Origin of the sequence: Streptomyces pratensis, from assembly GCF_037137275.1 — a bacterium.
Lineage (GTDB): Bacteria > Actinomycetota > Actinomycetes > Streptomycetales > Streptomycetaceae > Streptomyces > Streptomyces pratensis_B.
Genome location: NZ_JBBBEN010000098.1, coordinates 11,101 through 23,665, shown reverse-complemented (window position 1 = coordinate 23,665; position 12,565 = coordinate 11,101). Strand labels below are relative to the sequence as shown.

Genomic DNA, 12,565 nt, shown 5'->3' with positions numbered 1-12,565 from the left:
CCGCGGCCGGCCCGAAGGTGTCGCGGGCGCGAGCCAGGGACACCGCCCGCCGCGTCCAGGACGTGCGCAGCGCCTCGTCGGCGCCGTACGCCCAGAAGAGCTGGGCCGCCGCGCGCACGGCCGGCCGGTGGCGCAGCAGCCCGGCGTCCGCGTGCAGGGCCAGCAGGGCGGCCAGGATCGCGGTGGCGTCCTCGTCGTGGACGCCCCGTGCGTATCCCTCGTCGTAGGCCTCCGCCGCCGACTCGCGGACGAGCCGGGCCAGTTCGCCCTCCAACAGACCCGCCAGGCGGCTCGCCCCGTGCTCGTCCAGCAGGCGGGCGGCCAGGTGCTCGGCGCGGTAGACCGTCCCGTTCTCCGACGGGAGCAGCTGCTCCCAGTACGGGCGGGTCGCCTCGAACGCGGGGTCGGTGACCGGGGCCCGGTAGTCCGTGCCGGTCAGGGCGAACGCCAGCCGGCGCCCGCCCCCGCCCGTGTCGCCGCCCCCGTCCCGGCCGCCGTCGCCGGACGGCACCAGCGTCAGGTCGAACGGCTGGGTGTTCACCGCGAAGCGGTGGCGGCCCAGCCGGATCGCGGAGCCGCCGTCCGCGTACAGCTCGGTGCGGTCGCGCAGCGCCCTCCCGGCCTCCTGGCGGGCCGCCTTCAGCCGCCCGTCCAGCTCCTCGGCGCGCACCGGGTCGCCCAGCTCGCGCAGCTCGTCGGCGGTGCGGCGGACCTTCGCGACCATCGGGTCCGAGGCGAAGTAGGTGTGGACGGCGTCGAGGTCCTCCAGCGCGGCCACCCGGCGGGCGACGGTGTCCAGCACCCGGTCCGCGGAACCGGCCAGCCGCTCCGCGCGGCGCGCCCGCTCGTCCTGGAGCGTCTGCTTGCGCGCGGAGAACGCCTCGTACACCTCTGTGCGGCGCTCCGCGAGCTCGGCCAGGAAGTCGTCGAACTCCGCGAACCGCGACTCCAGGTTCTCCAACTGGAGCAGAATCCGGGCCATTTGGTCGTCGCACGCCTCGGGGGAGCCGGCGGCGGCCAGCGCGCCCGTGACCGCCTGCCCGAGCAGCGCGAACTCGGCGGCGAACTCCGCCCGCCCCTCCTTCGACAGCAGCTCCCGGCGGCGTGCGTCGAGCGTGGCGCGGGCCCGGTTCGCCCCGCCCAGCACCTCGGCGATCCGCTCCAGGATCGAGGTGCGGACGGTGGCGTCGCCGATCTCCAGGCCGGCGACGACGTCCGTGACCGTGGCCAGCCCCTCCGTCATCGCGGCCAGCCGGTCCGTCACCGCCGAGGCGTCCCGGACGGTCTCCAGCGCGCCCGCGTCCGCGACGAGCCCGGCGATGTCCTGGTGGTAGCCCTCGAACGCGTCCTCGCGGGACAGGAACGACACGGCCCGCTGAGCGGCCGACGCGATGGCGTCCTCGGTGCGGGCCGAGAGCTCCGCGATCCGCTCGACGTCCGCGTACCGCATCTCGGAGAGCGTCGACAGATGCCCGTGCGCCTGCCGCAGTTCGGTCAGCCGCTCCACCCACGCGGCGGCCGAGCCCGGCGCCTCGCCGCGCACCCGCCGCACCAGCGCGGTGATGCGGGCGGCGGTCTCCTCCAGCGCGTCGGCCGCCCGGCGCGTCAGGTCCTGTACGGCGGTGAACTCGGCCAGCACCTGCTGTGCGGTCGACCGCAGCTCGCCCAACGGCTCCGCGAGCGAACCGAGTTCGGGGTCGGTCAGCCAGTGGTAGCGGTCCTGGGCCCGTGCGCAGTCGGCGGCGAGCCGCCCGTACACGGCGGTCGTCGGCGTCATGTCCCGTACGCCGTGGGCGAGCGCGAGGCAGTCCGAGATGCCGCGCACCAGGTCGGCGTTGCCGGTCCGGGCCAGCGGGCCGGCCCCTGCGGGGCGGGAGGCGGCGTACGTCTCCGAGACGTACGGGGTCTGCCAGCGCTGGAGGGGGTGCACGCGCGCCGGGCCGTCCGGGGTGTCCCGGAGCAGGATCAGCGTCCCGTCGTCGAGCAGCGCGTGCCCGCGCCCGGTGAGCGGGGTGGCGACCTCCTGGCGGATCAGGTTGTACGGCAGGCAGAGGCTGCGGCTGCCGTCGCGGGAGCGGAAGACGTAGAGCACGTCCTCCCCGTTGGGCGAGCGGACCGCCTCCTCGAAGACCGGGTCGGTCAGCTCCTCCGCGGTGTCGAAGGTCTTCGCGGCCCCGGTGGTGAGGTAGTAGCCGCCGGGGAAGATGAGCCCCTGGTCCTCGGGCAGCCGGTGGCAGGATGGGCCGATCGCGTCGATGCGCTCCACAGTGGACAGCAGCGAGTTGAAGACCAGGTGCCGCCAGGCCTCCTCCTTGTAGGGGCGCACCCGCAGCAGGACCAGCGGCCCGACCTCCGCGTAGGCGACGTCGGCGTCCGCCAGCGACTGCAACGGCTCGTCGACCGGCTCGTGGTAGATCCCCTCCGGCGACTCCGTGTCGTCGGCGACCTTCACCGTGAGCGTGCCGCCGAGCGTGTCGACGAAGAGGCCGCCGCCCCTGCCGATCGCGATGTGCGGGTGCCGCCCCGGCACGTGCGCGTCCCGCCCGGCCACCGTCCAGTCGAAGTCGTGCGACGGCGGGAAGACGTGGTCGCGCTCGCCCTGCGCGTCCAGGAAGGCCCCCGGCGTCCCGTCGGGGGCCAGCGCCCAGCGCAGCACCCGGATGTCCTCCGCGTTCTCGCCGGTACGGAAGACGGCGAGCAGTTTGCCGTTGACCCGGCGCAGCCTCAGCAGCCGTGCGTCCCGGAAGTAGCGGTGCAGCCCGGAGAACTCCCGGACGAACCCCTCGTCGTCCAGCAGGGTGGGGCCGGCGGTCTCGTCCTCGCCCGCGGGCCCGTCCCCGTCGAGGCCGGAACCGCGGACGAGGAGCACGTCCCCGACGCCCGCCTCGCCGCGGGCGCCCGGCCCCCGCTCGAAGCCGAACAGCAGCCGCCCGCCGACGGCGACCAGATCACGCGGGACCGAGGCGTGCTCGGTGCGCACCTGCTCGGTGGAGACCAGCCGCAGCTCCGTAGCGCCGAACTCCTCGGTGCGCCGTACGTTCAGCGCCTCGGCCCGGCGCACCAGCTCGGCCGCCTGGGCCCCGAGCCTGCGCCGCAGCACCTCATAGGCACCGGCATCCACGTCGGCGTCCCCGCTCTGCGGCGCGGTCGCGGTGGTGGTGATGTCGCTGGCCATGCGTACGGCTCCCTACGTGATGTCTCTGCGTTCAGCTCCGGGCCCGCCCGGCGGTCGGGGCGCCCGCCCGGTGGGGCCCGGCCGGCCCCCCGACCGGCCGTGCCCCGTCGGTCGGCCCGCTATCCGAGCGCTCCCGACCCGTTGTGCGCGGCGGCCGGGACGGCCTCCACCGGGCCGGGGCCCGCAGCGGCCGCCGGTCCGGCCAACGAGGAGACGGTCAGGTCCGCCAGCCCCAGGTCCTTCGCCGCGGCCAGGAGCTGCTGCACCTGGCCGGAGGCCGCACCGGAGGACCCCATCAGCCGCATCAGCAGCGCCGACACCGTCAGGTTCTGCACATCGCCCGTGGAGAACGAGCCGAGCACCCGGCTCAGGTCGTCCGTGAACGACGCGCTGCCGTCCAGCCACGGACCGGCCAGCGCCTGAGCGGTCCGCGAGTTGTCGACGAAGCCGTCGACGGACTTGCCGAGCGAGATGGAGGAGACCAGCCGGTCGAAGAAGACCGAGTCGCCGCCGACGATGTCGATGTCGGCGTTCTCCAGCCCCGTCGCCAGGACGGTGGCCTGCGCCTCGGCGACCTGCCGCTGCACGTCGAACCCGGCCAGCCGGATCTCCTTCTCCGCGTCGAGCCGCAGACGGTACTCCTCGTGGGCGCGGGAGGCCTCGTCCAGGGCCGCCATCGCGGCCGCCTTGTCGGTGAGACCCGCGGCCTCCGCCTTCAGCCGCTCGCCGATGACCGCCGCGTCCGCGGTGGCCTGGGCCTGGGTGCCCTCCGCCACGGCGAGCGCCTTGAGCCGGGAGCCCTCGGCCTCGGCCTTGAGCCGTGCGGCGGTCGCCTCGGCCTCCGCGAGACCGGCCTTCTCGATGACGTCCGCCTCCGCGTCGCGGACCTGGACGGCAGCCAGACCGGGGGCGGCCGACTCGGCCTGCACGCCCTCCGCCAGCCGCAGCTTGGCCTGGGCGTCGAGGTCCGCCGTCTTGAGCCGGGCCTCCGCGAGCGTCAGCTGCTCCGCCGCGCGGTGCGTCGAGGCGGCCTCTGCGGCCTCGGCCGCCTTGATGTCCTTGACCAGCTTCTCCTGTGCCTCCGCCTCCGCGGCGATGATGACCGACTTGCGGGCCCGCTCGGCGTCCTCGACGGCGCGCAGGGTGAGGATGGACTCCTCCTGCTCGGCGACCGTGCGGTCCACCGCGATGCGCTCCCGGATGACGTCGGCGACCTCGCGGCGCTCGGCCTCGACTTCCTTGGTGGCGGCGATGCGGTTCAGCTCGGTCTCGCGTTCGCGCCCGATGACCTCCAGCATCCGGTCCTTCTCGATGCGCTCGCTCTCGACGGCGATGACCCGCTCGCGGTTCTTCTGCGCGACGGCGATCTCCCGCGCCTGGTTCTCGCGCTGGATGCCGAGCTGCTCCTCTGTCCTGATGAAGGCGGTCTGCGCGCCGAGCCGCTCCTCCTCCTGCACCCGGGCGGTCGCCGCCTCCTCGCGGGCCCGCAGGACCTCGACCTCGCGGCGCTGCTTGATCTCCGCCTCGGACTGCCGGCGCTCCAGCTCCAGGATGGTCTCGCGGGCGTCGACGTCCTGCCGGGTGATCTCCTTCTGCTCGGTGCGCTGGAACTCGTTGGTGCGCACGTGCTCGATCGCCGTCAGTTCGGTGATCTTCCGGATGCCCTGGGCGTCCAGGATGTTGGCCCCGTCGAGCTGGGCCATCGGGGTCTGCTCAAGGAAGTCGATCGCGGCGTCGTCGAGGTGGTATCCGTTCAGGTCGGTGCCGATGACCTGGATGATCCGGTCCCGGAACTCCTCCCGCTTGGTGTACAGGTCGACGAAGTCGAGCTGCTTGCCGACGGTCTTGAGCGCCTCGGAGAACTTCGACGCGAAGAACTCCTGGATGGCGTCCTTGTCGCTGGCGCGGCCGGTGCCGATGGCCTGGGCGACCTTGATGACGTCCTCGACGGTCTTGTTGACCCGGACGAAGAAGGTGATGTGGATGTCGGCGCGGATGTTGTCCTGGCAGATCAGCCCCTCACGCCCGGTGCGGCGGATCTCGATCGTCTTCACCGAGATGTCCATCGTCTCGGCCTTGTGCAGGACCGGCAGGACCACGGCCCCGGTGAAGGTGACGTCGACCTTCTTGGTCTTGGAGATGATCAGTGCCTTGCCCTGTTCGACCTTGCGGAACAGCCGGGTGATGACGAAGGCGATGGCGATGACGATGAGCAGGACAGCGGCGATGAGCACGCCGACGCCCAGGGAGATGGCATCCATAGAAGAGTCCTTGGCGGATGGTTGGTGGTCAGTGGGCGGGCGCGGCGGGCGGAGTGAGGCGTGGCCGCCCGCTCCTTCGCCCGGCCGGTCGGCGGTCGCCGCCGTCGCCGCCGTGGGCCGGCCCGTCTGACGGGCCGTGGGTCAGCCGTTCGCCCCGTCCGGAGACCCGTCCGGAGACCCGTGCGGTCGCCGTGTGGCGGGGCCTGGGTCCAGCGCCGTGTCGTAGGGCGCGACCCAGAAGAACTCGCCCTCCTCGTCGTACGCGTAGAGAAGTCCGGAGCCGCCCTTGGTGAGCGGGGCTTCCTCGGGGCCCGGACCGGGGAGCCGGTGGGGCCGGACGGCCTGGCGGACCTGGACGATCGCCGTCGAGCCGTCGGGCGAGGCGACTTCCGCCTGGCCGAAGAGCGCGGTGACGGAGCCGGTGCGGATCGTGCAGACGCTTCCGAGGAAGTCCAGCCGCGACGGTGGTGGCTGCGCCGGGAAGTGCCGGCGGAAGCGGTTGACGAGGAGGCGGACCGCCGCCCAGGCGATGACCAGCGACCCCGCGAGCACGAGGACGGCGAGCACGGCGCGGGTGACGCTGCCGGTGTGGCTCCGGTGCAGCAGCACGGTGCCGGTCAGGCTGCCGAACCAGGAGAAGACGATGAGCAGGGACACGGAGACGGAGACCGGCACACCGCCGAAACCGACCGTGCCGGTGTCCAGGTCCGTGTCGAAGGAGCCGTGGTCGGCGGCCCCGGCGAGCACGAGCAGCCAGAAGCAGACGACGACCACCAGGGCGGCGCCGAAGATGACGGCGGGGAATCCGGTCGCCGCACTCCAGAATGCGTCCATGGGTCCCGCCCCCTGCGGTTCTGCGCGGCCCTGCGGCGCGCGCGTCGGTTGTCCGGTACGGGGGGCGTGGTGGGCGGCGGCGCTGCGGCGGTGGGACCCGCCGTCACGGCACGGCGAACCGTGCCGCGGCGGCGGGATCGTCCCCCTCGAACTCCCCCGTCGGTTCCCCCGTGGACCGACCGAGAGGGACTCCTGCTCCCCCGTTTCCCCCGTGCTCCCCCGTGTGTTTCCCCCGTGGTGTTGCTGACCTGATCGTGTCATCCGGGGCCCCTCAAAGCATTGCCGGACTCCGGCAATCTTTAGGCTTGCCTCATGCCGGGCACCGGCACCGCCCGGTGGGCGTTGGGGAAATGACACGACTGTTGCGGGACTGAGGGGGAGCGTGCGTGGGCGGGCCGGAGATATCCGAGGAAATGCTGGGTGACTATGCCCGTATTCTGGGCGAAGTCGCCTCGACCGGCCGTCGGCTGACCCGTGATGAGCTGGAGGAGCGTCGTGCGTTGGGCCGGGAAGCGGCGGACGCGGGACACCAGTTGCGTGCGCTGGTGACGATGCATCTGTCCCAGACACGGGAGGCGTGGCCGCGCACCGCTGCCGGAAACTCCCCCGCGGTGACGGACGCCGTGCTGGCCGCGGTGGAGCAGGCGATCGACGCGTTCGCCGAGGGTTTCGAGCGGGCGCAGCGGCTCACGGTGCGGCGCGAGGAGGCGGCCCGCCGCGAGTTCATCGACGATCTGCTCTACGGGCGCAGCGATCTGGTCCGGCTCGCGGAGCGGGCGACGCGCTTCGGCCTCCGGCTCTCCCGGGCGCACGCGGTCGCGGTGGCGTCGGGCCCGGAGGCCTACACGGAGACGGACGCGGTGCCGCGCCGGGTGGAGGCCGCGCTGTTGGCCCGGTTCAGCGGCCGGAAGATCCTGCTGACGACGAAGGACGGGCGAATCGTCTGCATCGCCCCGGGCAGCCAGCCCGACGTCCTGCGCTACTTCGCCAAGCAGTCGCACGCGGCGACGGACGGGGGCCGGGTCGCGATCGGCCGCCCGCACAAGGGCCCCGGCGGGGTGGTCCACTCGTACGACGAGGCGCTGGAAGCCCTCGACCTGGCGGGCCGGATGGGGATGGACGACCCGGTGCTGTACGCCGCCGACCTCCTGGTCTACCCGGTGCTCACCCGGGACCGGCAGGCGATGGCCGATCTGGTGCGCAGTGAGCTGGGCCCGCTCCAGGGGGCGCGGGGCGGCGCGGAGCCGCTGCTGAACACGCTCGCGGTCTACTTCGACGCGGGATGCGTGGCCGCGGAGACGGCACGCCGTCTCGCGCTGAGCGTACGGGCGTTGACGTACCGGCTGGAGCGCATCCACCAGTTGACCGGGTCCGACCCGGCGGACCCGATGCACCGCTACAGCCTTCAGACGGCGGTGATCGGGGCCCGGCTGCTGGACTGGCCGGCGAAGGAGATCTGACGCCGTCCCGTGGCGGCGTCCACTGCCGCGTTCCGGCAAGGGAGGGCGGCAGCCGCATGCGTACGGGAAGCGGCCGGGGACGCCCAGGGGGGTGGCGTCCCCGGCCTGCCGGGGGCGTGGACCGGTGGTCGATCGGTCCGGACACCGCACCGGCGGTCTCTGCGAGAACACCGGCCGGTCAGGGGGCGGTCCGGTGTCCGTGGGGCGGTCGGGCGTCCGTGGGGCCGTCGGGCTCCGGGCCGCATCGGGGCGGAGCCCGACGGGACAGCCCTCAGAGATCGAACTCGTGCGGCGGGAGGTCGAGCGCGAAGCACGCCTCGCGCACCACGGCCTGCTCACGCGTGTCGAAGTCGCCGTCCGCGCCGCCGATGACGATGCCGATCTGGACGACGGCGCGCGCCTCTGCGGGCTTCTTCTTCGCCTTGGCGATCTCCTGGAGCACGCTGACCTTGCCGAAGTCGAAGTCGGCGGTCAGCTTGTCGACATAGGCGTCGAACCGCTGCCGAAGGTCGTCCGCGGGGAAGTTCCGCAGCACGTCGTTGCTGGTGATGAGCGCCGCGACGCGCTGGCGCTCGGACGGGTCGACGGTGCCGTCGGCGGCGGCGACCAGGGCGCACATGGCCATGCTGGCGTCCCGGAACGACCCGGACTTCAGGTCGTTCTTCTTCGCCTCCAGCTGCGTCTGCATCGACGCGGCGGATTCCTTGATCCGATCCCACAGGGCCATGACATCTCCATACGTCGCGGGGCAAAGCCGGAACGAGAGCAACTCTACAGACGTGTAGACGTTAGCAGTCCGGGAGGCCCCTCCGCAGAGGGTTCAGTGGTCCGTCCGCCGTGCGCTCGGGCCGACTTCGGCGCGCGGCGGCCCCGGCCCCGGACACGACGACGGCCGGCCGGACCGCCTCGTGGGGCAGCCCGGCCGGCCGTGGGGAGCGCGCCGGGGAAGGCGGGGCGGCGGCTACTCGCGCGTCTCGCCCGCCGGTTCCGGGGTCAGCGCGGGCGGAGGGGCCGGCTCGGGCCCCGGGGTCGGGGCTGGGCCCGGGGCGGGCGTCTTCGCCGCGCCGCCCCTCCCGGAGCGGCTCGCGATCTTCGAGGCGAGGGGCTGCGTCCACCGGGCGGTGAGCGGACCGGCGATGACCAGGATCAGCACGTACGCGGTGGCGAGGGGGCCGATGCCCGGTTCGCTGGCCACGGCCAGACCGGCGATGACGATGGAGAACTCGCCGCGCGCGACGAGGGTCCCGCCGGCCCGCCAGCGGCCGCGGCTGCCGATGTCGGCGCGACGGGCCGCGTACCAGCCGGTGAAGACCTTCGTCAGGGACGTGACGACGGCGAGCAGCGCCGCGGGCACCAGCACCGGCGGGATGTCGGCCGGATTGGTGGAGAGCCCGAAGAAGACGAAGAAGACGGCGGCGAACAGGTCGCGCAGCGGGGTGAGCAGCTTGCGCGCCCCCTCGGCGACCTCGCCGGAGAGCGCGATGCCCACGAGGAACGCCCCGACGGCGGCGGAGACTTGCAGTTCCTGGGCCACGCCGGCGACCAGCAGGGTCAGGCCGAGGACGACGAGGAGGAGCATCTCCGGGTTGTCGGAGGAGACCGCGCGGCTGATGAGGCGGCCGTGGCGCAGCGCCAGGTAGAGGACGAAGCCGACGGTTCCGAGGGCGATCAGCAGGGTGAGGCTGCCGCCGGCCAGGCCGACTCCGGCGAGCATGGCGGTGAGCAGCGGCAGGTAGACCGCCATCGCCAGGTCCTCCATGACGAGGATGCCGAGGATGACGGGGGTCTCCCGGTTGCCGAGCCGGCCGAGGTCGGTCATCACCTTGGCGATCACGCCGGACGAGGAGATCCACGTGACTCCGGCGAGCGCGACGGCTCCGGCGGGGCCCCATCCGAGCAGCAGGGCGGCGACGGCGCCGGGGGTCGCGTTGAGGACGAAGTCGACGGCGCCGGAGGGGTACTGCGTCTTGAGGCTCGTGACGAGCTCGGAGGCGCTGTACTCCAGGCCCAGCAGGAGCAGCAGCAGGATGACGCCGATCTCGGCGCCGATGGCGGTGAAGTCCTCGCTGGCGTTGAGCGGCAGCAGGCCGCCGTGCCCGAAAGCCAGCCCCGCGAGCAGGTAGAGGGGGATGGGGGAGAGCCCTATCCGTCCGGCGAGCCGGCCGATGAGCCCCAGCCCGAGGATGATGGCGCCCAGCTCCACCAGCAACGCAGTCGTGTGGTGCACGGTCAGCCCTCCGCGATGAGGTCGGAGAGCGCGTCGACGCCCTCACGTGTACCGACGGCGACGAGGGTGTCCCCGATGGCCAGACGGAAATCCGGTTCGGGCGAGGGGTGCGCGCTGTGCGTGCGCAGCACCGCCACGATGGACGCCCCGGTCCGGGTCCGCGCCCGGGTCTCGCCCAGCAGCCGTCCGCCGTACGGCGAGCGCGTCCCGAGCGGGATGTGCTCGGTGACGAGGTCGATGCCGTCGGTCCGCACGGCGTCGATGGGCGCCGGGTCGATGAGGTGGGCCAGGGAGGTGGCCTCGGCCGTCGACAGAGGCACGGAGAGGCGGCACGAATCGGGGTCGTCGCGTTCGTAGAACCCGATGAACCGGCGTCCGTCGTTGTGGACGACGACCGAGATGTGCTGCCCCGTCTCGGTCGTGAAATCGTACTGAGCCCCCACTCCGGGCAGTGACGTGCGGCGCGTTCCCATGACTTCCTCCCGGAGACGTGCGGCGATGCGCGCACGCGAGACTCTTCTCTTCTTTTGTCCGGCCATCACCCTAAGGGACAGCCCTTAGCGGGCGGCCGGAATCCGCCGCTGGCTCCGCGGCCAAGGGCGGTGCGAAGGCGTATCGACAGCTCGAAGACGTCTGTGGTGGCTGAGAGTCGCCCCCGCCCCGGCCGTGGTCCGCCGCAGTCGGGCCCTTGCGGGGCGTACGGGGCCGACCGCGGGTTCCGTGGCGGCGGGCACGTGCCCCGCGGGGTGCTCACGGTGGTGCGCCCGGCGTCCCGCACGGTCGGCGCCCCCTGCCGTACGCGCACCGGCATCCCCTGCGCTCCCCCCGAGTCCCCGTCCCGGCGAAAGACGTCAAGTCGCCGCCCCTCGCCTCCCCGGCCGTCTACTGTGCGTGGGAGTCACGTTGGCCTGAGCCCCAACCTGTGGCGCAGGCAGTACGGGAACTGGACCGAGGCGGAGCTGAAGCCTCTGGAGGCGACGGCCTACCTGCTCGCCGAGCACATCAACCGGATCGCCGAGGACCCGGACTTCGCCACCCGCGTGATCACCGAAGCGCTGTCGAGGGCGGAGGCGGGCTGAGGCGCGGCGCCGCCGCGCACCGCCGCCACACCGTAGGCCCGTCGTCGGGGGCGGCGGAGGGCGGCGCTGCTTGGTCCTCCGGTGCGGCTCCTCCCCGGCCGGCGCGAGCCGTCGCCGACCTGGGCGCCGCATGCCGATGACCGGTGCGCCGTCAACCTCCAGGCAGGGATGCACCCGTTGGGTGGATTGTCCGCAACGCACCCCCGCCTACGGTACGGTGATCGTGTCATCACGCTCTGTGTGCGCGTGGGCGCGTCTTGGCGTGCGCGCACATGGGGCGGCCCCCGGTGGTGTTCGTCGCACCGATCCGAGGGCCTTCACCCACGAGTGGAACCAGGAGTCCACGAGGATGCTTTGGCATGCTATCGCGCCGGTTCGGCGCTACACGAAGGCTTCGCACGATGTCGTGCGCCATCCGCGTCTGTGCAGTGACGCGAAGGTGCTGCTTCTGTACGTCCAGGGGCTGCCCAAGGAGCAGGCGGGCCGTGCGCTGTCGGATCACGCGCGGCGGTTGGGGATCACCGGGCGGGCGTTCCAGCGGGCCAAGGAGCAGTTGGCCGCGCACGGGTTCGTGCATGAGTGGCGGGTGGCCGGCGAGAGGGGGCGGTGGGCCACTCGGCAGGTGGCCTCCAACGTGCCGTTGGCCGAGGCGGACGCCGCGGCGCTGTGGCGGGAGGCGGGCGCGGTGGTGATCGCGGAGGCGTCTCCGAGTACGCGCTTTCCGACCGTCGGTCCTCCGGGGCCCCGGAGCGCCGGTGGTCATCCACCGGTAGGGGAAGAACGGGAGAAGAGCACGTCCCACCCACCCACCGAAGAGCCCTGCGAGAGCGACGCCGTGGTGGTCGGCTCGGCCGAGGAGGTCGAGGCCGAGCGGGTGTTGCTGTCGTTGCGGCACGCTCACCGAGATCTGTATCTGGGTGTCGCAGAGGCGCGTGGGCTGGTGGCGCAGGCGGTGGAGTGGTTGCGGCGCGGTGTCTCGGGCGGTGAGTTGCGGCGGGTGCTGGCGGGCGATCTGCCACCGGGCGGGGTGCGTTCGGCGGTGGGCTTCCTGCGCCACCGGCTGGTGCAGAAGATGCCCGAGGACCGGCGGCTCTCCCCGCCCGCCCCCGAGGTCCCGGACGCGCCACGGGACGGCGACGCGCCACGGGACGCCGGCGCGCCACGCGACGCCGTGGACCGGCAGAAGCCGGCCGTGCCCCCCGCTCCCCGGTACGTCGCGCCGCTGGTCACCTGCGCGGGGCCCGGCCCCGAGCACGTCTTCCGCGCCATGGCGGGGGAGACCGAGTGCGATGACTGCCGCCAGGAGGCGGCCTGGGCGTACTGGGCCGAGAGCCGCATCGCCGACCTGGGCGGCGCGGAGCTGGTGGACGCCGAGGCGGTGAGCGGGCAGCAGCTCGGCGGTTGGCGCGGGCGGCTGGCCGCCGCGACCGCCGCTGCCGCCGCCCGGCAGAGGCAGCCCGCCACAGGGCGGGAGGAGCCTGGCGCCCTGCCCTGCGGCGGCGGCCCCCACGCGCCGGCGCCCGGCGGTG

General features: G+C 73.4%; 8 protein-coding genes. 2 read left to right on the top strand and 6 right to left on the bottom strand.

Annotation, left to right across the window (positions count from 1 at the left end; translation table 11 throughout):
- From V9U70_RS23965 to V9U70_RS23955, 3 genes are all read right to left on the bottom strand, one after another.
- A partial coding sequence (locus V9U70_RS23965) for a DNA repair ATPase (RefSeq protein WP_336678434.1) occupies positions 1 to 3,175 on the bottom strand: 3,175 nt, incomplete at its 3' end.
- 119 nt (positions 3,176 to 3,294) lie between these two features.
- Positions 3,295 to 5,436 carry a flotillin family protein gene (locus V9U70_RS23960; protein ID WP_336678433.1) on the bottom strand — a complete coding sequence of 714 codons (2,142 nt, stop codon included), beginning with the start codon at positions 5,434 to 5,436 and terminating at the stop codon, positions 3,295 to 3,297.
- A 141-nt stretch (positions 5,437 to 5,577) separates the two neighbouring features.
- On the bottom strand, positions 5,578 to 6,270 hold the full coding sequence (locus V9U70_RS23955) for a hypothetical protein (RefSeq protein ID WP_336678432.1): 693 nt from the start codon (positions 6,268 to 6,270) through the stop codon (positions 5,578 to 5,580).
- A gap of 413 nt (positions 6,271 to 6,683) precedes the next feature.
- Between V9U70_RS23955 and V9U70_RS23950 the strand changes: the two genes are divergently transcribed.
- Entirely contained in the window at positions 6,684 to 7,730 is a 1,047-nt protein-coding gene (locus V9U70_RS23950) for a PucR family transcriptional regulator (RefSeq protein ID WP_336678430.1), read from the top strand.
- A 271-nt stretch (positions 7,731 to 8,001) separates the two neighbouring features.
- On the opposite strand, the gene V9U70_RS23945 is transcribed toward V9U70_RS23950, so the two are convergent.
- From V9U70_RS23945 to V9U70_RS23935, 3 genes are all read right to left on the bottom strand, one after another.
- Positions 8,002 to 8,457 (bottom strand): tellurite resistance TerB family protein, encoded by a 456-nt coding sequence (locus V9U70_RS23945; RefSeq protein ID WP_336678428.1) that lies wholly within the window; start codon positions 8,455 to 8,457, stop codon positions 8,002 to 8,004.
- Between the two features lie 234 nt (positions 8,458 to 8,691).
- A complete protein-coding gene (locus tag V9U70_RS23940) occupies positions 8,692 to 9,957 on the bottom strand; it encodes a cation:proton antiporter (RefSeq protein WP_336678425.1) in 1,266 nt (421 codons plus the stop codon).
- A gap of 2 nt (positions 9,958 to 9,959) precedes the next feature.
- Positions 9,960 to 10,430: a cation:proton antiporter regulatory subunit gene (locus V9U70_RS23935; RefSeq protein WP_336678423.1), complete on the bottom strand. Its 471-nt coding sequence runs from the start codon at positions 10,428 to 10,430 to the stop codon at positions 9,960 to 9,962.
- 414 nt (positions 10,431 to 10,844) lie between these two features.
- Here V9U70_RS23935 and V9U70_RS23930 point away from each other — a divergent pair, with 414 nt between their 5' ends.
- Positions 10,845 to 11,036: a hypothetical protein gene (locus V9U70_RS23930; protein ID WP_336678817.1), complete on the top strand. Its 192-nt coding sequence runs from the start codon at positions 10,845 to 10,847 to the stop codon at positions 11,034 to 11,036.
- Positions 11,037 to 12,565: the final 1,529 nt, after the last annotated feature.